Raw genomic sequence first — 21,719 nt, 5'->3', positions numbered from 1 at the left:
AGGTCCATCCGCTTGTTGTTTTATTCAATTACTCCTATTAAGGCCAGCGCCAGGTGCGTCCCCCGGCAATCCGGCCTGTTTCCGTGAATCACCTCGAGCTCGAACCGATGTCCGCCGGGCGGGAGGTCGTCCGCTATCGGACTCACCCGGTACCAACCCTGGTCGCCGCACCAATCCGGACGCTCTCTTTCGGATAACTCCCACGGTCCGCCGTCCAGCCGGTAACGGAACTCCGCCGACGCTTTTCCGAAATCGAAGCCGAGCAGTAGCCCCCGTCCCTGAAAGGAGAAGGCCAGCCTAGCTCCAACAGCCGACGTATGCAGCACCTGATCCATCCAGACAAGATGCGGCCACCGCCGGATTGTCCAGGGACCCTCCAGCTCGACCTGCGCGAAATCAAGCGCATAAGCGGATGCCCAGTTAGCCGGATGGTAAGCTTCCGGCAGCAAGGGCTGCTGGGGCTCGTCGCCGAGAGAAGCGTGCGCCCCCTCCAACTCCCGCTCGAGAAAGGCTATGACACTTTGAGCGTAGCTTAGACTGCCCCGATGCGTCGGATGCAGGCCGTCGGGAAGCCACTCCTCCCAGCTCATCCGGCCTTTGCAGACCTCATTCCAGGCGTGAAGCCCCATCCAAACGGAGCCCAGCCGGTAATGATCGGCCAGCTTCTCGAAGTCCGCTATGGAGGGCGGAACTCTTCCTTCCTGCATATCGGCATACATGGCCTGCGAATACGTGTACGTCAGGACGATGTCCCGCTTCCCGTCTGCGAGCAGCTTGCGCAGCAAGCCTTCCCGGGACCGCATGCGCGCGTCCGGCTTCATGTCCTGGTCGTTCACCGCGAATTCCACGAAGACCAGATCACAGTCCCGCCGGATCAAGTCCCTTTCCGCCCGGAAAACGCCCAGCTCACTGCCTGTCGCTCCGATGGCCGCGTTCTCCACGAACAACCGGACATCCGGATAACATTCCGCAAACCAGGCAATGACCGGCTCCGGCCAATTGTGACGCGGCCGGGCATCCGTAATGGAGCCACCGATGAAGCCGATCGTTAGCTGTTTTCGTTCGATTGCCCGCTTAAGCGAATACAGCTGCGAACGATGCCTGCATTCTTCCATAGGGCGGTTCCCCCTTCCACTCGTCGTGCCCTCATTCTAATGCATCCGTTCGGCTCTCTCTACATGAGCAACGTTCGATCTTACCCGGTGATGTTCACGGATTCCGCGAGGATAAACGGACGAATAACGAGCGCTCCGGCCAAAAATCCATAGCGTTCACCTAAAACGGCGGATCGTGGCCCCTTAGTGGGGAGCGTTCCTTCGCCTAATAAACTTTGCGCGCCCAGCCGCAGAGCTTAGCTACGGCTTCGGCATAGAAATAATCGCCGTAAATCAGAGAAACGTCGATGCCCCAGCCGGCCGGCTTGTTGGCGGTGCCGCCGGTCAGAATCGCTTCGTGCTCCGGATGATTCCAAGTGGCATACCGATCGGTCAACGCCCGAAGCATGCGTTCCGCTCCGCTCCGGTACAGCCCGGCCTCCTCCGCCGGCACGAGCTCCGCCAGCTCAAGCAGACCGGAAGCGGCTATGGCCGCGGCCGATGTATCGCGAGGTTCCTGCTCATGGGAAGGAAGCCGGAAATCCCAGTAGGGTACCCCATCCTCCGGAAGATTGGCCAGGAAGTAATGGGCGATTCGCTTGGACGCCTGCAAGTACCGGTCGTCCCCCGTAAACCGGTAGACATTAGCCAGCCCGTACAGCCCCCAGGCCTGGCCCCGGCTCCAGGACGAATTCGGACCGAAGCCCTGGCCGCCGATCGCCCGGTCGAACGCCCCCGTCTCCGGGTCAAACTGAACGATGTGTCTTACGGAGCCGTCCTCTCGGACGAAATGCTCAAGCACCGTGTCTGCATGCGCCCTTGCGATATGCTTGTAGCGCGGATCTCCGGTGGCGTCCGACGCCCAGAACAGAAGGGATAAGTTCATGGTGCAGTCGATGATGGCCCAGCCTTCATCTCCGTTCCACTTCCAGGCACGGATGAACCGGCCGGCCAGGTTGAACCGGCCGCACAGAAAATTCGCCATCGAAACGGCACGGCGTTTCGCTTCCGAATCTCCGGTCATCATATGTTTCATGACCGCTGTGTTCAGGAATTGAAAGCCTACATCATGAATAAGATCGTGGTCGCGGGTCATCCAGCTTTCGATTTCCTCGTCCCATCGCCAGGCCGCTCCCTTGTATTTTTCATCACCCGTTCGGTCATACAGCAGCCACAGGATGCCGGCCCAGAAGCCCGACACCCAGTTGTCGGTCCGAATGTCCTGATAAACGCCGTCTTCGCCTGCCAAGTGCGGACACCGGTCCCCCAGCTGCTCCATCATCCGGTCCGCCTTCCGTTCGACCTTCCGCCAGACCGCCTGCCAATCCAACCTCTCCACGCCATTAGCCTCCTAGGAAAAAATAGAGAGGAAGGACCTTCCCCTTCCTCTCCTTGTCCCCGCTTATTTTTTCTGCTTGTTGTTGTAGTACTCGGTGGCTTCCTTGATCATCTCGTTTCCGCCTTGAGCCTTCCAGCTTTTGACGAATTCATCGTAGGAGTCGAGCGGCTTCTTGCCTAGAATAATTTGAGCGGCCGCTTCGCGCCACAGGTTGCCCTCCTTCGTCAAATCGGGGAATTGCTTGGCCGACGGGAATACCGGGGCCCCCACCAGGTAATTTGGAATGCCTTCCTGGCGGGCCGTGTTCCAGGACAGGTCCAGCTTCTCAACAGCCGCATCGTTGCCTAGCTGCACCTTAAGCAGATCCTTGTTGTAGCTCACGATGGAGAACAGCGTTTGACGCCACAGGCTGGTTTTGTCATCGGCGTCCTTCTTAGCATCGTACGTAAGCTTGCCACCGTCCTTGTTCTGCGTAATGCCCGGCACGCCGAGGAAGACGAATTCCTGGCCTTCCTGGGAAGCCAGCCAGTCGAACATTTTGACGATCGCTTCGGGGTTTTTGGCTTTTTTGCTAATGGTAAAGACCTTCACGATCGGGTTCTGGACGTCGCCGACCGCGGAGGCCCCGGGATCCTTCGGAGTGGGGATCGCAATGACATTGGCTTTGCCGCCTGGAATCGACTTGTTCAGCTTATCCTGCCAATCCCAAGCAAGCTCGGTGACATGGTTCCAGGAGCCGGCCAGGTCGTTCTGGATTTTCTGCTCCCACACGTTGCGCTTGTTCGTCATGAATTCGCTGTCGATGAGCCCCTCGTCGACCATCGTCTTTACATAGCCCAGCGCTTTCTTGAAATTAGGGGTGATGTAGCCCGGCTGCAGTTCGTTGTTAACCAGGTTGTACGTATGCAGATTGGCCCCGAACATTCCGAACAGATTCTCGCTCCAAGAGAAGTTTTCGCGGGCGGTGAACGGAATTTCATCCTTCTTGCCGTTGCCGTTCGGGTCTTTGTCGCGGAAAGCGCGGAGCATGGTCAAGAATTCGTCCGGCGTCTTCGGAATGTCCTTGATCCCGACCTTATCCATCCAGTCCTTTCGCACATAAATGACGCGTCCGGAAGGAGCATTGCCGTTTGCGGTTTGCGGAATCCCCATGATCTTGCCGTTAAACGTTACCGCATCCCAGGCTTCCTTGTTGATGGATTTCTTCAGGTTCGGTCCGTATTTGTCGATCAGGTCGTTCAATGGAATCGCCTGATTGTTCTGCATCAGATCGGCATCCACGCCCCAATCCTGCACAACGTCCGGAATATCTCCGGCCGCATATTTGATTTTCTTCTGCGCGGCATAATCGCCGTGCGGCAGGAACGTAATGTCCAGGTTGACGTTCGCCTTCTGAGCCATGTACTTGATCGTCGGATTATCCATCACATTGCCTGTCGGGACGGGCTGGCTGTGATCGGAGATCATCAGGCGGACCTTCGCCGGTTCGGCCGGCGCATTGCTTGCTTGCGGACTTCCGGCAGCCGGGCTGGACGAGCTCTCTTTGTTGTCCGCGGACCCGCAGGCCGTAAGCGTCGCCATCGTGCCGGCCAGAAGGATGCTGACCCACTTTTTGGTGCTTTTCATACAATTTCCTCCCCTTTGGTGGTGGTAAACAAGTTCATCTATATGAGGGCCATGCCTTCATATCATAATGGATAACGCTTACTCCTTCACAGAGCCTAGGGTAGCCCCCTTGATAAAATGCTTCTGCAGAAACGGATACAGCAGCACGATCGGCGCCGTGGCCAGGACGATGGTCGCCATCTCAAGCGCTTCCGGGAGCAGCTTGATGGCCGATTCGGCGGCGGCCGCTCCGGCGATATCGTTGCTGTTTCCTTTGGCTATCAGAAAATAGATGTACAGCTGCAGCGTCTGCATCGAGCGGTCGTTGATGTACAGCAGGGGTCCCATATAATTGTTCCAGTGGCCAACCGCGTAGAAGAGCAGCAGCGTGACGATGATCGGTTTGGACAGAGGCACGACGATGCGCCAGACGATGGCATATTCGCTCATCCCGTCCACCCGGGCGGCATCGAATAAATCCTCCGGGACGGAGCGGAAGAACGTGATGCACAGCATCATATTGAAGGCGCTGATCGCGCCGGGAATGATGATCGCCCACATCGTGTTCAAGAGCCCGAAGCTTTTGACCACCAAATACATCGGAATCAGGGGAGCCTGAAAAATGATCGTAAAGATAATCCCGAGCAGGATCACCCGGCGCCCGCGCAGGTAAGATTTGGACAACGGGTAGGAGCTGAGAATCGTTAGCACCATATTGACCGCGGTCCCGATGACGACGACCTTCACGGTCATCCAGCCGGCGCTCCAGAAAGCCGGGGTTTCGGCCACATACCGGATATTTTCAAGCGTAAAGCCGACCGGCCATACCCAAACCTGGTGCTTGACGAGCGCCTCCGTTTGGCTGAAGGCGCCCGCTACCACATGCAGGATAGGAAGCATAGCGGTCAGGCTGATCAGAATCAGCAGAGTGACGTTAAGATAATCGAAGATCGTTTCGCCGGCCGATTGCCGGATCCGGGTGCGGGGCGAAGCGTTCTTGGCGGCGGCTGTTGACATAGTCCTTCCCCCTTTTAGAGCCTTATCCGTTAGTATTGTTCTATTCTGCTTTCCTATTGATTTTCGTGCGCATCCGAAGGTTTTCTTGCCAACCAAGTTACCGGATAAGGCACTAGTACAAGCTTTCGCCGGTGGTCGATCGGCTTACCCGGTTGGCGAAGACCAGCAAAGCGAAGCCAATGAAGGATTTAAAGAGACCGATCGCCGTCGTCAGGCTGAATTGCCCGCTGATGATCCCCTGCCGGTACGAGTAAGTATCGAGCACATCGCCCACCGAGAACGTAATGGGGCTGAGGAACACGTAGATTTGCTCGAAGCCTACATCCATGACATTGCCGATTTTCAGCAGCAGCAGAATCGTAATGGTCGGCAGCAGGCCGGGCATCGTGATGTAGAGAAACTGCTTCCAGCGGCCGGCCCCATCGATCTTGGCCGCTTCATAGAGGGAAGGACTGATCCCCGCAAGGCCCGCGAGAAAGATAATCGTGCTCCAGCCCATCTCTTTCCATATCCCCGCCCCTACCACCAGGGAGCGGAAATATTCCGGAGCCTGCAGCAAATTGACGGCCTTTCCTCCAAGCTCCTGCAGAAATTGATTGAACATTCCGCTCTGCGTCGAGAACATCATATAGGAAAGACCGTATACGATCGTCCAGGATAGAAAGTGCGGAAGGTAAATGACGGTCTGCACGGTGCGCTTGAACGCCATCAGCCGAAGCTCGTTCAACAGGCAGGCGAGAATGATCGGCGCCGGGAAGGCGAACACAATCGAGTAAGCGCTGATAATAAGCGTATTCTTCATCAGACGGTAAAATTGAGGATAGGTGAACAGCTGCTCAAACCACTTGAGCCCTACCCACTCGCTTTGGAGGAAACCTTCGAAAATGTTGTAATCCTTAAACGCGATAACACTGCCCAGCAGCGGGACGTATCGAAACGCCAGGAAATAGACGAGGCAAGGAATCAACATGATATACAGCGGACGATGCTTCCATACGAAGGTTAGGAAGGAATCCTTTCTTCTGCTCCCGGAGCGGAAGCGGTCGGGCTGCTGGAGGGCCGCCTCTGCTTTGGTCATTGGTGCATGCTCCTTTCTGGTTCGTATCTTTATTGTAGCGCCTTCGACCCTGCTTTCGGAACGACCCAATCTTTCGATTGTACCGGGGGATCTTTCGGAGTTCACAAAAAAAGCACGCGGTCCGGGTACGGCCGCGTGCCTCTCTATCGGTAAAGCTTAAGCCTCCAGTCTCTTCCGGTAATCCTGGGGACTTAGGCCAAACACCTTCTTGAACAGCTGGGTAAAATGGTCGACATCCTCGTACCCGACCCGGTTCGCGATCTCGTAAATCTTGAGCGAATCGCTCATGAGAAGGTCCCGGGCCTGACGCATGCGCTCCGAGATGATATAGTTCCAAATCGTCATTTGTGTTTCCTGCTTGAACAGCGTACACATGTAAGCCTTGCTGAGAGAGACCGTTTGAGCGAGCTCGGTCAGGTTAATTTTGTCGGCATAATGCTCCCCGATATAGCGCTTAATGCTGTCGACCAGCTTCCCCATGTGTTGGTCGCGTCCGCCGGCCCTGGCCTCGAACAACCGGTGGGAGCCCTCCTCCAGCCGCCGCACGGCACAGAGCCGGTAATAGAAGCGCACCGAGTCCCGGCGCAGTTCGTTCTCGCCGAGTCCGGCATCGTCCCCTTCCTCCATCGTCAGCTTCAGCTTCTCCTTCCTCAGCTCCTCCAGCACGGCGTGCGTCCAGTGATTGGCGAGCGCCGAAAGCAGATCGTGCCGGGCACCTGTCCATTCCTGGAGGGCCTCCAGCGTGTCCACAATAAGGACGGGCATCGTCTCCACGCGGCCCGTCTGGACATGATGGACCCAGCGGTCCAGCAGCACCCGGCTTTCCGGCAGCCGGCGGATAAGAAGCTGAGCGGCCTCCGCCTCCCGGTCATGGAGCAGCTTCCGTTCCGCCCTCCCAAGAGCGGACTCGAGAAGCGGCGGATCGATCGGCTTCAGAATATAATCAAGCGCTTCAAGCTGCATACTCTTCTTCGCATATTCGAATTCGTCGTAGCTCGAGATGACAAGCGTCGCCATCCAAGGATACCGTTCCTTGATGCGCTCGATCAAGACGAGACCGTCCATCGCGGGCATTTTGATATCGGTAATGCACAGATCGGCGTAGTACTCCTCTAGCCACTCAAGCGCCTTTACCCCGTTCGCTGCCGTACCGGACACGATCGAGGAATTTCCGTACCGCTCAATGGACTTCACCAGACTGTTTCGAATAAGCGGTGCGTCGTCCACAATAAGAATGCGAATCATGCGGCCCCCCCCTGCTGCAGCGGTAAAATCAATCCGATAATGGTTCCGCCCTCCTCCGAGCGCTCCACCGTAACCCCGGTATGCGCCTGCGGATAGAACATGCGGATGCGATAATGAACATTCAGGATGCCGATGCGGGACAAGCGTTTATAATCCCGGTCCGTGACCTCCTGGGCAAGCATTTGCTGAAGCTCTTCAAGCTTCGACTCCGGAATCCCCTCCCCGTTGTCCTGGATGGCAATGCGGAGGTAACGTTCGTTCCAGACGGCTGCGGTTAACCGGATGGTCATCTTCTCTCCCGTCACCTCGTACCCATGCTTGATGCTGTTCTCGACAAAAGGCTGGATGAGTGCTTTCAGACAGGTCACCCGGCGTAGTTCATCGGTCATCTCTACGTCAAGAGAAATCTCATCCCCGTACAGGATATTCAGAATGTACATATAATCCTTCAAATGGGAGAGCTCTTCCTCCAGCGTGACGACGGTATCCTGATAGTTGGACGTGTACCGGAGCATGTTGGAGAGCGCCACCGCGGTTCGCCCGATATCCTCCTGGTCATTCAAGTTAGCCATCGAGTTGATGGATTCCAGTGCATTATACAGAAAATGGGAATTGATTTGAGCCTGCAGAGCGGAGAGCACCGCCTCCTGCTGAAAGACGCGGCTTTCGGTCATTTCGCGGATCGAGCTTTCAATACGGTCCAGCAGCCGGTTATAGGTACCGGCGAGCTCCGCCACCTCGTCCGTCCCCTTCACCTCCACGCGCACGTCAAACCGGCCGGCGTCCGTTACCTTGATCGTCTTGCGAAGCTCTTTGAGCCGCTTCGTAATGGAGCCGGAGACCAGGAAGATGAGCAGAGTCGAGACGACAAGGCCGGCTATCGCGATCAGAATCGTCATGTTCTTCACCCGGTAGATGCTTTGGGCTACCTCTTCGTAGGGAACGATCACGAGCATGTGCCAATCGGTATCCGGCACTCTCTGGTCCACGACCATCTGGTTCTCGTAGAAGAAAGAGGAGGACTCGGCTCGCGACATTTCCTCCATCAGCCCGGAAGGAATCTGCTCGCCGATGCGGCCTACATTCTGGTGCACGATGATTTTGCCGTTCTGATCCACGATGACCCCTTCGCTCTCCTGACCAAGGCCGATCTCCTGCAAAATTTCCTGAGTCGGCATGAGTGATATGTCGACGGCCAAATACCCGTCTCGGTTCCCGTATTGGAACTTCTGGACGAAGGTAAGCACCGGCGTCTTAACCGGCCGGCCGATCCCATCCGTATAGTGGCTGCTCTGGTTCGTCAGACGGACCATCCGTCCGGACAGAGTAAGCTCCTTGAGCCAGCTTTCCTGGGCCATGGAATAGTCGGTGCGCAGAATCAGGTTGTATTTGACACCGGGCGATCGATAGATGCTTTCGTTCCCGTTCTCGTTGTACATCCGGACGGACAGCACTTCCGGGTGAAAGCGGACGAACGGATCGATATATTTCTGCTCCATCGCCCGGTAGCTGCGGAACAATTCGTACCGGTCTCCGACATCCGCCTTCAACCAGTCAGCAAATTCGGTGCTGCCGCCGATCGAAACGAAAAACTGCTCGTTGTCCCGGTTGTACCGGCTGAAGTTCAAATTGGCTTGCTTCATGATCTGGCTGCTGAAGCGCTCCACATCGCTCTGAATGGTGCGTGAGGTATCGACAAAGCTGAATACTCCGACCGCCGCCAGTACCAAAATAAGAATAGAAACAATAACGGTAAGGAGCTTCCAGCGCAGCGAGCTGCGGATGAGGCGGAGCATGGCGTTTCCTCGCTTTCTCTGTGACTTTCTTCTTCGCTCCGATACCTTCTATTGTAATAGGGTTGCTCCCGTCTCTCTACCCGAGAATCGTTCGAAAGTACCCGATAATCGTATACATGAATCATAAAGAGAACCCATCCGATAGAAGGAGGGTTCTTCGGCTTGACCTCATTTTATTCTCCCGCGCATGGCCCCGTCGAATCGCCCGGAATGATGCGCGAAGCAACCCGAACCGTTTCGAACGGGCGGTCGAGATGCTGGAATCGCCAAAGGAGCTGCTCGAACGCACGGGACCCGATCTCCATCCCGCTCACTTCCGCTGTTGCAAGCTGGAGAGGAATAGGGGCCATGTCCGGCTGCTGCTGCATATAGTCAAAGCCGGTGACGGAGATATCCTGAGGAACGCGAAGCCCCTTCCCTTCCAGATAGGCGATTAAATGATAGGCAATCAAGTCATTCGCGCAAACGAACGCGGACGGAAGCTCCGGCATCGAATCCAGTCTTGACGCAATCTCGGGCAGCTTGAAATAATTGTCCGGACTCGGCTCCACAAGGCAGTAATCCCGCCGAACGGCGAAACCCGCATCGGTCACCGCCCGCTTAAATCCGATCCATCTTTCCATGAACGATTTGCAGTTGGAGACATCTCCGATAAACCCAATCTCCCGGTGATTCTGTTCAATTAGGCAGGAAGTCAGCTCGAACGTGCTTTGCTCGCTCTCCATTAGCACGGAGTCGCACAGCATCTCATTGGTCCGCTCTTCATAATAGCCGTCAATCAGAACGAACGGAATCTCGAGCCGTGACAGAGCCCGGGCAAATTCCTTCCGTGTAATCCCGGCCAAGACAACCCCCTCGGGCTTAAGCGCGGTGATCGTCTCCGGGACCCGGCCCTGCTCCAAATCCTCGTCGCTTAAATAGTTAAAGAGCATCTGATAGCCGTGATGGCGCGACGCTTCCTCCACCCCGCGCAGAATATCCCCCCAGAAGCCCCTCTGAAAGATATTAATCGTCGACTTGATAAGAAAGGCGATTGTTCTCGTATCCTGCTTGTGTCTTACCATGGAGACCCGCACATTGATGTCCTTCGGCTGGGCGTTCAGAAACTTCTTGTATCCAAGATTAAGCGCCGTTTCCGTGACGAGCTTCTTGGTATGCTCAGGGATATCGGGATGATTATTGAGGGCCTTGGAGACCGTGGTTCTTGAGACGTTCAGCATATGGGCAATGTCCATAGTCGTGTACTTTTTCTTCATGAGCTTCCCCCGAATAAGAAGTGGAATCCTTCAATCGCTATTTCCCTGATCTTACTATAACACAATCTTTACATAGGTTAAAAACATTAATTCTTTTGTTCAAATCAATTCTGATGAATTTGAAGAAAGGACCAAAAATCATCCCCTTTTTCCCTGATTATAAAATAATATTCGTAAAATTTGTTCAGTTGACTTTACAATCTTAACATTTATCTGTTTTAACAGTATTTACGAATGTAAATCCTCCACCTTATAATGTGGTTAAAGAAAACGCATACAAACAAGGGAGGATTCCAGTGAAAAAGAAACCGTTGGCAGCATTGGCAATCGGACTCACTTTAACCTCAGTCGTTACCGCATGCTCCGGTACAAAATCGGCTCCATCCAAAGAAGGGCAAACAACTCCGGACAATGGGGAGAACGGCAGCCCTCTCAAAATGAGCCTAGGGGTAATGGGCGGACCGAAAACACCCAATTCCTGGGTTGAAAAACAACTGGAGGACACCCTCACCCAGAAGCTGAAGCGTCCGGTCGACATCGTCCCGGTCTTCTACCCGGATTGGTCCCAGATGAACACCAAGATCAATCTCCTCATGAGCGACGAGAAGCAGCGTCCGAATATCGTCTGGACCGGCGACACGAAGGAATACCCCAAATGGGTGCAAGCCGGGCTCGTTCAGGACCTGACCCCGTCCCTGCAGAAGTACGGCAAAGAAATCATCAACTATTATACGAAGAGCACCATGTTCTACCACTGGAGTCCGGATGGGGGCGGCAAAATTTACCGGCTCCCCGGTGACGTGCCGGAAGCCGGGACCATGACGACGCTTCTCCGCAAGGACTGGCTCGACAAGCTCGGCCTTAAACCGCCGAAGACGCTCGAGGAGTATATCACCGTCATGAAGGCGTTTACTCACAATGATCCGGACGGCAACGGAAAGAATGATACTTACGGCCTTGCCGGAGACAATTACTACCGCAGTCTCGTTCCCTTCTTCTATGCCTACGGAGTGGACCCTGACAACTTTATGAAAATGCCGGACGGTTCCGTCAAATTCGGCTCTGCGCTGCCTCAAGTGAAGACGGTGCTGGGCATTCTGCGCGATCTGTACAAGGACGGGGTGATGGATCCGCGGATGACGACGATCGCGAACAGCGACAACACGAAGGTCGACCAAATCATCGTCTCGGGCAAGGTTGGCTCGATTTACCGGTTCGTCAGCTACTTGAACCCTTCCTATCCGGCCACCCAATCCTTTAAGGCCAACAATCCTACCGGCGAGTGGATGGCCATCGATCCGGTGACCGGTCCGGACGGCTTCGGTGCCGATCAGCCCGATCCGCAGATCGGCTGGTGCTACCTGCTTGTCACCAATACCGGCAAGGTGGACGATGCCGTGAAGGTCCTGAACGAGATGGCGACACCGGATACCTTCGCATTGATCAATTACGGCAAGAAGGAGGAGCATTACAAGATCGAGAATGGCCAATTCAAGACGCTTGTCAATCCCGAAGAAGCCAATAAGCTCGGGTTTGCCAACTTCGACTGGTACATTAAACGCAAGGATGCGGCCAACCTCACGAACACCCCGGAAGTGACGAAGCTCTATGAGCATAACATCCAGACCACGAAGGCGATGCGGGACAAAATTTATTTTGCCAAAGCGATTGACCGCCCGGCTTGGGATAAGTACAGCGCGGACGTGAAGAAGCTTCGCGAAGAGACGTTCTGGGGCATCATTACGGGCAACAAGCCCCTCTCCGCCTTCGACGAATTCTTGTCGAAATACGAGCAGATCGGCGGCAAGCAAATAGACGAGGAAGCCAACAAGCTCTTCAAATCCGAAGAAGCCGAGCGCAAGGAATTCGATGCCTGGTACGACAAAAATATAGTGCCTTACAAGAAATAAAGGATCAGGCTCGAAGGAAGAGCAGCTCCGGCGGGGCTTGCTCTTCCCTCCCATTCTCATGGAAACGGAGGATTGAATCATGGCGATCAAGACCGAGACCCTTGCCCCTGCAAGCGTCCCGAACAAGCGAACCATCGTCAAGGAGCTGATAAGGGACAAATACTTGTACCTGCTGCTGTTCCCCGGAATGCTGCTCCTGCTTGTGTTCCGTTATGTTCCGATGTACGGGGTGGTCATTGCCTTTAAAGACTACAACATCTTCGCCGGGATTCAGAAGAGCCCGTGGGTCGGCTTCGATAACTTCAGCCGGCTGTTCCACTCGCCTGACTTCTTTGAGATTTTACGCAATACGATCGTGATCAGCGTCTATAAGCTCGCCGCCGATTTTATCGTGCCGGTCATCCTCTCTCTCTTGCTGAATGAGTTACGCAACCAACGGTTCAAACGAGTCACCCAGTCGATCGTCTATCTGCCCCACTTCGTGTCCTGGGTTATTTTCGCCGGGATCATCGCGACGTTCCTGAATCCCGTGGACGGGCTGGTCAATTACATCCTTCAGGCGTTTGGCGGCAAAGCGATCGATTTTCTCGGAACTCCTTCCTATTTCCGGTCCATTCTCGTGGTTTCGCATGTATACAAGGAAGTCGGCTGGAGCACCATCATCTACCTGGCTGCGATGTCCGGTGTATCGCCTGAGCTGTATGAGGCGGCCCGAATCGACGGGGCGAACCGGTTCCGCCAGGTATGGCACGTCACGCTCCCGGCCATCCGGCCGGTTATGATCATTCTCTTCATTCTGAGTCTCGCCAACATATTGGAAGCCGGCTTTCAGCAGGTGTTTCTGCTTTACAGCCCGCTTGTCTACGATGTGGCGGATATTATCGACACGTATGTTTATCGCGTCGGCCTGGTCGATGCGGATTACAGCTATGCCACGGCAACCGGGATCTTCAAATCGGTCGTTTCCATGGTGCTGATCATTTCCGCAAATGCAATCGTCAAAAAATTCGGCCAAGAAGGGCTATGGTAAAGGAGGGAGCGGCATGGTCGGGACATCAGCAGGCGAGAAAATGTTTCACTTATTTAACTACGTGTTCATGTGTCTCTTGATGGTCGTCATGATCTACCCGTTCTGGTATATGATCATGGGTTCACTGAGCGATTCGATCCAGGCGACCGGAGGAGGTTTTTTTCTTATCCCCAAAGGGTTTTCCCTGGAATCGTACAAGGCCGTGCTCACGAATGTCTCTTTGCTTTCCGGCTTCCGGGTCACCGTCTTGTCCACGATTGGCGGCGTAGCCGTCGGCACCTTCTTTACGGCAACGACAGCCTATGCCGTATCGAAGAAGAGGCTGCGCGGTCGCCTGCTTTTCTCTTTTCTCATCCTTTTTACGATGCTGTTTAGCGGCGGATTGATCCCCACTTACCTATTGATCAAAAATCTGCACATGATGGACACCTATTGGGCACTCATTCTCCCCAATGCGATCGGAGCCTGGAACATCTTCGTTATGGTCAGCTTCTTCCGAGGCATCCCGGAGGAGCTGGAGGAGGCGGCCAAAATCGATGGAGCGAACGATCTGACGGTTTTCTTCCGGATCGTGCTTCCCCTGTCGAACGCCGTTATCGCCACCATCTCCTTATTCATTGCCGTTTCCTATTGGAACGATTTCTTCTCCTCGGTCCTCTACATCAACACCAAAGAAATGTGGCAGCTGCAGATGGTGCTCCGCGATCTGATCAATAACACGAACGCCGCGCTGGAGTCTTCCGGTGTCAATGTCAGCTACCAACGAAACATCTCCGTCTTCACCGTAAAGATGGCGGCGATTATCGTCGCCTCGATCCCGATCCTGATCGTCTATCCTTTCCTGCAGAAACACTTTGTCAAAGGGGCCATGATCGGCTCGATCAAGGGCTGATGGAAGGGATGGCCCTCCCATCCCACATTCGATAAGGAGCAAGTCATGACAATTCTTAAACCATTGCTGAACGATTGGAATTTCAAAGCCGCCGGGGAGAACGAGTGGCTCCCGGCTGCCGTACCGGGCTGCGTGCATAGGGATTTGGTAAGAAACGGCGTTATTTCCGATCCGTTCTTCGGAACCAATGAATATGACCTTCAATGGATTGACAAGAAGGACTGGGAGTATGAAACATACTTTGATGTTTCCCCTGAACTGCTGAAAAGCGACCGGGTGGAGCTCGTCTTTGAAGGATTGGACACTTATGCGGAGATTACCCTCAACGGCCGGCCCCTCCTTCGAACCAACAATATGTTCCGAACCTGGAGAGCGGATGGGAAGCCGCTGCTCCAGCCAGCCGAAAATCACCTTCATCTCCTATTCCGCTCGCCTGTTCATGAAGGTCTAGCCATTCTGGAGACCAAGCCTTACGGTCTTCCCGCGATCAACGATCATTCCGAGGATGGCGGACTTGGCGAGCGTAAGGTCAGCGTATATGCCCGTAAGGCGCCTTATCACTACGGCTGGGATTGGGGGCCCCGGTTCGTAACAAGCGGCATTTGGCGGGAGCTTTACCTCGAGGCCTGGTCGGATGCCCGCATGGCGGACTTGTTTATCCGCCAGGACGGCGTCACGGCGGACCAGGCACGCCTGACCGCGTTGGTCGAGGTGGAGACGAGCCGCGGCTGGGAAGGAGAGCTGGTGCTGTCGAGCGACCGTGGCCACTCTTGGACCAGGCCGGTTTCGCTTACACCCGGACATCACCGGATCGAGCTCGAGGTGGAGATCGAGCGGCCTGATCTCTGGTGGTGCAGGGGGCTCGGTGCCCCAGCGTTATACTCCTTCACAGCGGAGCTGAAGCATTCGGAGGGGAGTACGGCAGTGCGGACGGTCCGTACCGGTCTTCGCTCCGTTCGGCTTGTCCGGGAGCCGGACGATTCCGGCACTTCCTTCTATATCGAGCTGAACGGAATTCCCGTCTTTGCAAAAGGGGCAAATCATATCCCGAACGACAGCTTCGTCACGGAAGTGACGGCTGAGCGTTACCGTCATGAAATAGCGACGGCAGCGGAGTCCCATATGAATATGCTGCGGGTCTGGGGCGGAGGAATCTATGAGCAGGACGTGTTCTATGATCTATGTGACGAATACGGACTGCTCGTCTGGCAGGATTACATGTTCGCCTGCAGCATGTATCCCGGAGACCCTGCGTTTATCGAGAACGTGCGTGCCGAAGCCCAGGACAATCTCGTCCGGCTGCGTAACCATCCCTGCCTTGCGTTATGGTGCGGCAATAATGAAATCGATGCAGCCTGGTCCCATTATTTGGAGGACGCCGGTTGGGGCTGGAAGGAGCAGTATCCTGCGGATGCCCGCCGTGAAATATGGCAGGACTACCTAGAGCTGTTTCATAAGGTACTCCCTGAAGTTACCGAGGCCTATGCACCGGGGGCCTCCTATTGGCCGTCGTCTCCTATGGCGGGTCTTAGCGAGGACGGGACCCGGCATTCCGGCTATACATCGCAGAGCGGCGACATCCACTATTGGGGCGTATGGCATGCCGAGGAGCCCTTCGAAAACTACAACGTGTATGTCGGGCGCTTCATGAGCGAATACGGCTTCCAATCGTTTCCCGAGCTGCGGACGGTCCTCTCGTACGCCCTTGAGCATGATCTGGAGCTGACCTCGGACGTCATGCTGGCTCACCAGAAGAATAACCGGGGCAATCTGCTCATCCAAAGCTATATGCGCCAAGCCATGAACGAGCCGAACGATTTCCGTTCGTTCCTCCACATGAGCCAGCTGCTTCAGGCAGATGCCATGCGAATGGCCATTGAGGCCCACCGCAGAAGGAGGCCGTTGTGCATGGGCACGCTTTACTGGCAGATGAACGATTGCTGGCCCGTCGCTTCCTGGGCGGGTATGGATTATTTCGGCAGATGGAAGGCAATGCAGTATGCCGTGCGGGAAGCCTATCAGGATCTTACCTTGTCGATGGACAATCGGCCGGAGGATTCGGTGGCGGTGTATGTTTTGTCCGATCGGCCCTATGCCATTCAGGCTTCCTTACGCCTTCGTGTATACGACCGAAGCGGGCAGTTGCGCTCGGAGCCATACAGAGAATCCATTTCAGTGGAAGCCGGTTCTTCTTTACTAGCCGTGAATCTTCCCGTCGATAGCCTCTTGCAGGATGCCGCACCGGAGGACCGTTTACTGCTTGTGGAGTTGGAGGAGGACGGAGTCCTCACTGCCCGTCGTGTTCACTATTTCGTTTCGGCCCGACAGCTTCCCCTATCCCGTCCGGCCATTCGAATTAAGGAACTTCCGGAACCCGACGGTCCCGTGTACGTGCTCGAGACGAATGTACTGGCTTCCCGTGTCTGGCTCCTTTCCGAGAAGGAGGGCTGCTTCAGCCGGAACGACTTCGAGTTGATCCCGGGACAGCCGGAGCGGATCCTTTTCTACGCCCGCGCCTCCGATCCGGAGAATCCTGCGTTCGTTCGATCCTCCGCGGGCAGGCTGAACGTCACCTCCCTATTCGATCTATGTAAAAGTCCCCCCACGCCCTCCATCGATCAGCCTCAGGAGGTGCGTCATGGATAGAAAGCCTTTTGCCTACGGGACGGTTCTTAAAATCCAGCGGGAGTATTCGCTCCCCGACATTCGCCGGTCGCTCTCGCAGATCAAGGAGCTCGGCATGAACACCGTCGTCATCTGGCCGGCGGTGTTCTGGTGGGAGGACCGCACGCTGCCATCTTATCCCTTTCACACCGGACAAGAGATCCTGAAGATGGCGGAGGAACTCGGGCTGCAGATCATCATGGAGCTGGCGGGGCAAATTACGTCGCTCGAGTATGCTCCCGACTTCCGAATGAAAGAAGAATACTTCTGCGTCGACCCAAACGGCAACCGGCCGAATCTGGGTGCGATGCCCTTCGATTGCCTGAATTACAATCATCCGGAGGTAAAGACCCTTATCTCACGTCATTATGAGGAGGCCGCCCTTGCGTACCGCGATTTCCCGGCTTTGTACGGCTACGATATTTGGAATGAGACGATGTTCTCCTCTTACGACTCTTACACACTGGACGTCTTCCGTGAATGGCTCCGGAACAAATACGGCTCGATCGGGAAGTTGAACGACGTATGGGACCGCTGCTATACCGACTGGAAGCAAGTACACTTTACCAATTGGCTGTGGGCAAGCGTGATGCCCATGGTGGATTATAACCAGTTCAAGAAGGAGAACGTCGGGATGCTCCTGAAGGAATGGGCGGCCGCCGTTAAGGCCGTCGACCCCACGCGTCCGGTCATTGCCGACAATATCGGCTCCGGGCTGGTTAACGATTGGGCGTACGACCGGCCGCAGGATGACCGCAACGTAGCGGAGAACGTGGATGAATTCGGCATCTCGCTCTACCCTAAGGTGACGCCTCCCGGTATGGGGCCGGCGCTCCGCTGGGAAGTGCTCGCCGCAACCCGCTCGTGCTCCAAAACCGGCCGCTTCTGGATCTCCGAGCTGCAAAGCCACCACCAGGCGCTGTTCAACCCGGGCAGCCTGGTTCACCCGCATGAGCTCCGCTGGTGGAATTGGGAAGCGATCATGAATGGGGCCAAAGGGATCCTCTATTGGAAATGGCACCCGTTTCCAAAAGGCCTCCAGACCTTCGGCCGCGGCCTGGTCGACAGCCGGGGCGATCTTACTCCCCGGGCGGAAGAGGCGAGGCGGATCGCCGACGTCCTAAAGAGCAAAGCCGCTGCCTTCGAAGCTTGTATGCCGGTCCGCCCAAAAGCCGCCATCCTGTATGATAAGCTGAATCATGATTTTACCAAGGCCTTCACCATGAACTATCGGAGCTACTTGTCTACGTCCATCTACACCGATTCTATCGCGGGTTTGTACCAGGCACTTTGGGACAATCAGGTGGAAGCCGACTTCGTCACCCCGAGTGACGTGGGGGACGATAGGCTGGGCAGCTACCGCGTTCTGTTCGTGACGAACCAGCTTACTGTTGATGATTCTCTCGCAGCCGCCCTGATCCGATATGCGGAGAACGGCGGAACGATCGTCTGGGACGGCAAATGCGGGGAAATTGACGATAACGGGCTTCTGCACGCTGCCCTTCCCGGCGGACCGCTGAACGATGTGCTCGGCTTGCGCTTGCATGACGTGGATATCGAAGGCCTGCAGCTCCATGCGGCCAGTCATGGCCAGGCGGCTGCCGGATTTCGTATAGCGGGCCATTATGAGCGGAAGCTGCTTTCGCTTGAGAAACCCGACGTTGAAGTACTCTTCGCCTATGAGGATGGATGGCCAGGCATTACGCATACCCCTGTCGGGCAAGGCCGTTTCCTCATGATCGGCACGTTCCTGTGGCTTGGTTATCAGCAGCATCAAGACGAGGGGGTTAAGGCGTTCGCCGGAGGACTGGCCGACCGATTCGGCCTTCGGGGGTGCCGGTCTGAATCCGATCTCTTGAAGGTCACCGTCATGCAAAGCGAAATCTCGTGGATCGTCTGCGCGTTCAACTACTCGGAACAGCCTGTGGAATCTTGGGTAGAGCTTCCGCTCGAATGGGAGTCCGGGAACGAGGGAGAACCCGCCTCCTATTGCATCACCGATTTGAATAAGAATCTCGAACAGATCGCGGAGAAGAGAAAAGGAACCCTCCGCTTCCCCTGCCGGCTGGAAGCGCGGGACGTTTCCGTCTGGAGCGTGGAACGCCGATGAACGACCTGATTGCGTATCTCCAACCGCCGCGCCCGCTTAAGCTGCGCCGAAACCGGGTGTGGCGCACCTACCGGGGCGGTGCCCTGCTTGACCGGTGGCAGGGGAAGGATGAGCCCGTCCGCGACGGTCATTTTCCGGAAGAATGGGTGGCTTCTACCGTCAGAGCGCGCAACCCTGGGCGGGAGCCGCTGCAGGACGAAGGACTCAGCCTGCTTGCAGGGACATCCGATCCCCCCCTTTCCTTGCTGTCGCTCTTGGAAGCCATGCCTGGGCAAATGCTCGGCCAAGGGCACGTGGACCGCTACGGAACGAGCGTGGGCGTTCTGGTCAAGCTCCTCGATTCGGCCGAACGGCTGGCCATTCAGGTGCATCCGGACCGAGCGGCGGCGCAGCGCTTGTTTGGTTCCGAGTACGGCAAGACAGAGGCGTGGCTGTTTCTCGGCGGAAGGCGAATCAATGGGGAAGCTCCTTACGTGCTGTGCGGCTTCAAACCGGGAATGACGCGGGAGAAATGGGAACGGTTATTTGCCGACCAAGACCGGGAGGCGATGATCCGCTCCCTGCACAAGCTGTATCCCTCTCCAGGGGACGTCATGCTGATCCGCGGTGGACTCCCTCATGCGATTGGTCCCGGCAATTGGATGGTCGAAATCCAGGAACCGACCGATATCACTATCCGGACGGAACGGGTCACCCCCTCCGGGTTCAAGCTGTCCGATTCCTCCATTCACCAAGGAATCGGGTTCGAGAGGATGTTCGAGTGCTTCGACTATCGCACGTATTCGGAGGAAGAACTGCTCCGAAAGTGCCGGCTCCGTGACCAGATCGCAGGAGCCGGTGCCGGGTGGAGGGAGCGAAAGTTGATTGGGTATGAAGACACGCCGTATTTTAGCTTGAACCGGTTGACCATTGAGGCCTGTTCGGACGGTCCCTTCTGGGAATTGGACGGCCGATTCTCCATTGTCATCGTGCTATCGGGTCAAGGGAGGGTCATGTGGGCCGGCGGGGAATTGCCGATTGAGCAAGGAGATTACCTGTTTCTGCCGGCCCATCTGGGGCAGGTTCAATTCGCAGGGGGTCAGGATGGATCTCTAGAGTTGGCCCGTTGCTTTCCACCCTCGGTGGAATGATCCGATAAGAAGAATCGCGACCTCGACGGTTAGTCTCTCCCGCAAAAAATAATATTGATGGTCGGACTGACGTCCCTGTCCCTAAACAAAAAAACCTCCGAAACCCATCTGAGATGGGATCGGAGGTTTTTTTGTTACCGGAAATCCGGCGGAATGCGCCGGGCTACGCCCGTTAGGATGGCCGCTTCTATAACGGCATGCCTTACCTTGCTGACCACCTGTTCATTGAAAATACTCGGAATGATATATTGCTCATTTAGCTCGTTGTCATAGACAACGGAAGCGATCGCTCTTGCCGCCGCCAGCTTCATCGGCTCATTGATGGTCCGCGCCCGGCAATCCAGCGTTCCGCGGAAAATCCCCGGAAAGACGAGAACATTGTTGATTTGATTCGGATAATCGCTTCTTCCAGTCGCAAACACCCGCACGTGCGGTAGAGCCTGCTGAGGGTCGATCTCGGGATGAGGGTTCGCCATGGCGAAGACGATGCTGTCCGGCGCCATTTTCTGGACGTCCTCCGCCTGAAGAAGGCCTCCGCGGGAAACCCCGATAAAGACATCCGCGCCAACGATCGCCTCCTTCAGGCTGCAGGGCTTAGCCTCGACCTGGGGCTGCTTGGACAGCCAGTCCCACATCGGAAGCTCGTAGCTTCCGCCGTACACGATGGCCCCTTCGCGGTCCACCGGCACCAGCCGGGTGACGCCGGCCGCGAGCAGCATTTTGCAGATGGACACGCCCGCCGCCCCGATGCCGTTCACCACGACCCGGATATGCTCCATCCGCTTGCCGACGACTTTGAGCGCATTGATCAGTCCGGCAATGACCACGACCGCCGTCCCGTGCTGGTCATCGTGGAATACTGGAATGTCCAGCGTTTCGGCCAGCCGCGTCTCGATTTCGAAGCAGCGGGGAGAGCTGATGTCCTCCAGGTTGATGCCGCCGAAAATCGGGCTGATCGCTTGAATGGTCCGGATGATTTCCTCCGTATCCTTCGTGTCGAGACAGATGGGAAAGGCATCGACGTCCGCCAGCTGCTTGAAGAGCATAGCTTTTCCTTCCATGACAGGTGCTGCGGCATGAGGGCCGATATCCCCTAAGCCGAGTACCGCTGTACCGTCCGAAATGACCGCGACGGTATTTCGTTTGATCGTCAGCGAGAAGGCCTTCCGCGGGTTCTCGTGGATGGCGGTGCAGACCCTCGCCACTCCGGGTGTATAGACCCGTGACAGATCGTCGCGGTTCTTGATCGAAAGAGTCGGCTGGATCGAAATCTTGCCGCCCAGGTGGGCCAGGAAGGTACGGTCGGACACATTAATCAGCTTCGTACCCGGAAGCTCCTTAAGCGCCTGGATCACTTCCGTTTCATTCGAATCCCCAACCTGCACGGTGATATCCCGGACGGAAAAATCCGGCCCGGAGCGTATCACGTCGATAGACGTGATATCCCCGCCGGCCTTCGCGATGGCCGAGGCCACCTCTCCGAAGTTAACCTCCGCGTGAATCAGTTCCATCCGGATCACTACACTATTATAGGACATGTTCTTCCCCCTAAG

The 21,719-nt window shown here is 55.9% G+C and carries 15 protein-coding genes; 6 read left to right on the top strand and 9 right to left on the bottom strand.

The annotated features are described in order from the left end of the window. Positions 1–20 precede the first annotated feature (20 nt). The 8 genes from MJA45_RS09195 to MJA45_RS09160 all read right to left on the bottom strand — a co-directional run bounded on the left by MJA45_RS09195 (position 21) and on the right by MJA45_RS09160 (position 10,430). On the bottom strand, positions 21–1,115 hold the full coding sequence (locus MJA45_RS09195; protein ID WP_315606960.1) for an SGNH/GDSL hydrolase family protein: 1,095 nt from the start codon (positions 1,113–1,115) through the stop codon (positions 21–23). A 205-nt stretch (positions 1,116–1,320) separates the two neighbouring features. Then, positions 1,321–2,376 (bottom strand): glycoside hydrolase family 88 protein, encoded by a 1,056-nt coding sequence (locus MJA45_RS09190; RefSeq protein WP_315607974.1) that lies wholly within the window; start codon positions 2,374–2,376, stop codon positions 1,321–1,323. Positions 2,377–2,496: 120 nt separating this feature from the next. Continuing rightward, positions 2,497–4,059 (bottom strand): extracellular solute-binding protein, encoded by a 1,563-nt coding sequence (locus tag MJA45_RS09185; RefSeq protein WP_315606959.1) that lies wholly within the window; start codon positions 4,057–4,059, stop codon positions 2,497–2,499. A 78-nt stretch (positions 4,060–4,137) separates the two neighbouring features. Beyond that, complete coding sequence (locus MJA45_RS09180; protein ID WP_315606958.1) at positions 4,138–5,055, bottom strand: carbohydrate ABC transporter permease; 918 nt, start codon at positions 5,053–5,055, stop codon at positions 4,138–4,140. A 112-nt stretch (positions 5,056–5,167) separates the two neighbouring features. Continuing rightward, the gene (locus MJA45_RS09175) at positions 5,168–6,133 is read right to left on the bottom strand and encodes an ABC transporter permease (protein ID WP_315606957.1); all 966 of its coding nucleotides are present in this window, start codon (positions 6,131–6,133) and stop codon (positions 5,168–5,170) included. A 156-nt stretch (positions 6,134–6,289) separates the two neighbouring features. After that, positions 6,290–7,378, bottom strand: a complete 1,089-nt coding sequence (locus tag MJA45_RS09170; protein WP_315606956.1) for a response regulator — start codon at positions 7,376–7,378, stop codon at positions 6,290–6,292. Beyond that, positions 7,375–9,174: a sensor histidine kinase gene (locus MJA45_RS09165; protein ID WP_315606955.1), complete on the bottom strand. Its 1,800-nt coding sequence runs from the start codon at positions 9,172–9,174 to the stop codon at positions 7,375–7,377. The genes MJA45_RS09170 and MJA45_RS09165 overlap by 4 nt, the downstream gene beginning before the upstream one ends. Positions 9,175–9,347: 173 nt before the next feature. Then, positions 9,348–10,430: a LacI family DNA-binding transcriptional regulator gene (locus MJA45_RS09160; RefSeq protein WP_315606954.1), complete on the bottom strand. Its 1,083-nt coding sequence runs from the start codon at positions 10,428–10,430 to the stop codon at positions 9,348–9,350. 296 nt (positions 10,431–10,726) lie between these two features. On the opposite strand from MJA45_RS09160, the gene MJA45_RS09155 reads away from it, so the two are divergent. From MJA45_RS09155 to MJA45_RS09130, 6 genes are all read left to right on the top strand, one after another. After that, positions 10,727–12,340, top strand: coding sequence for a type 2 periplasmic-binding domain-containing protein (locus MJA45_RS09155; RefSeq protein WP_315606953.1), 1,614 nt, complete (start codon positions 10,727–10,729; stop codon positions 12,338–12,340). A gap of 79 nt (positions 12,341–12,419) precedes the next feature. Then, a complete protein-coding gene (locus tag MJA45_RS09150) occupies positions 12,420–13,370 on the top strand; it encodes an ABC transporter permease (RefSeq protein ID WP_315606952.1) in 951 nt (316 codons plus the stop codon). 13 nt (positions 13,371–13,383) lie between these two features. Then, positions 13,384–14,262, top strand: a complete 879-nt coding sequence (locus MJA45_RS09145; protein ID WP_315606951.1) for a carbohydrate ABC transporter permease — start codon at positions 13,384–13,386, stop codon at positions 14,260–14,262. 45 nt (positions 14,263–14,307) lie between these two features. Then, complete coding sequence (locus MJA45_RS09140) at positions 14,308–16,908, top strand: beta-mannosidase (protein WP_315606950.1); 2,601 nt, start codon at positions 14,308–14,310, stop codon at positions 16,906–16,908. After that, positions 16,901–19,036 carry a beta-galactosidase gene (locus MJA45_RS09135; RefSeq protein WP_315606949.1) on the top strand — a complete coding sequence of 712 codons (2,136 nt, stop codon included), beginning with the start codon at positions 16,901–16,903 and terminating at the stop codon, positions 19,034–19,036. The genes MJA45_RS09140 and MJA45_RS09135 overlap by 8 nt, the downstream gene beginning before the upstream one ends. After that, the gene (locus MJA45_RS09130; protein ID WP_315606948.1) at positions 19,033–20,166 is read left to right on the top strand and encodes a class I mannose-6-phosphate isomerase; all 1,134 of its coding nucleotides are present in this window, start codon (positions 19,033–19,035) and stop codon (positions 20,164–20,166) included. Before MJA45_RS09135 ends, MJA45_RS09130 begins: the two co-directional genes overlap by 4 nt. Positions 20,167–20,300: 134 nt before the next feature. Here MJA45_RS09130 and MJA45_RS09125 read toward each other — a convergent pair whose 3' ends face one another. Beyond that, on the bottom strand, positions 20,301–21,704 hold the full coding sequence (locus MJA45_RS09125) for an NAD-dependent malic enzyme (RefSeq protein WP_315606947.1): 1,404 nt from the start codon (positions 21,702–21,704) through the stop codon (positions 20,301–20,303). Positions 21,705–21,719 lie beyond the last annotated feature (15 nt).

The organism is Paenibacillus aurantius (assembly GCF_032268605.1).
GTDB lineage: Bacteria > Bacillota > Bacilli > Paenibacillales > NBRC-103111 > Paenibacillus_AO > Paenibacillus_AO aurantius.
This window is presented reverse-complemented; position numbering and strand designations above follow the sequence as displayed.

Excerpts from the sequence above, each read along its gene's own strand:
- MJA45_RS09195 (WP_315606960.1), bottom strand. The coding sequence starts at position 1,115 with ATGGAAGAATGCAGGCATCGTTCGCAGCTGTATTCGCTTAAGCGGGCA.
- MJA45_RS09190 (WP_315607974.1), bottom strand. The coding sequence starts at position 2,376 with ATGATGGAGCAGCTGGGGGACCGGTGTCCGCACTTGGCAGGCGAAGAC.
- MJA45_RS09185 (WP_315606959.1), bottom strand. The coding sequence starts at position 4,059 with ATGAAAAGCACCAAAAAGTGGGTCAGCATCCTTCTGGCCGGCACGATG.
- MJA45_RS09180 (WP_315606958.1), bottom strand. The coding sequence starts at position 5,055 with ATGTCAACAGCCGCCGCCAAGAACGCTTCGCCCCGCACCCGGATCCGG.
- MJA45_RS09175 (WP_315606957.1), bottom strand. The coding sequence starts at position 6,133 with ATGACCAAAGCAGAGGCGGCCCTCCAGCAGCCCGACCGCTTCCGCTCC.
- MJA45_RS09170 (WP_315606956.1), bottom strand. The coding sequence starts at position 7,378 with ATGATTCGCATTCTTATTGTGGACGACGCACCGCTTATTCGAAACAGT.
- MJA45_RS09165 (WP_315606955.1), bottom strand. The coding sequence starts at position 9,174 with ATGCTCCGCCTCATCCGCAGCTCGCTGCGCTGGAAGCTCCTTACCGTT.
- MJA45_RS09160 (WP_315606954.1), bottom strand. The coding sequence starts at position 10,430 with ATGAAGAAAAAGTACACGACTATGGACATTGCCCATATGCTGAACGTC.
- MJA45_RS09150 (WP_315606952.1), top strand. The coding sequence starts at position 12,420 with ATGGCGATCAAGACCGAGACCCTTGCCCCTGCAAGCGTCCCGAACAAG.
- MJA45_RS09145 (WP_315606951.1), top strand. The coding sequence starts at position 13,384 with ATGGTCGGGACATCAGCAGGCGAGAAAATGTTTCACTTATTTAACTAC.
- MJA45_RS09140 (WP_315606950.1), top strand. The coding sequence starts at position 14,308 with ATGACAATTCTTAAACCATTGCTGAACGATTGGAATTTCAAAGCCGCC.
- MJA45_RS09135 (WP_315606949.1), top strand. The coding sequence starts at position 16,901 with ATGGATAGAAAGCCTTTTGCCTACGGGACGGTTCTTAAAATCCAGCGG.
- MJA45_RS09130 (WP_315606948.1), top strand. The coding sequence starts at position 19,033 with ATGAACGACCTGATTGCGTATCTCCAACCGCCGCGCCCGCTTAAGCTG.
- MJA45_RS09125 (WP_315606947.1), bottom strand. The coding sequence starts at position 21,704 with ATGTCCTATAATAGTGTAGTGATCCGGATGGAACTGATTCACGCGGAG.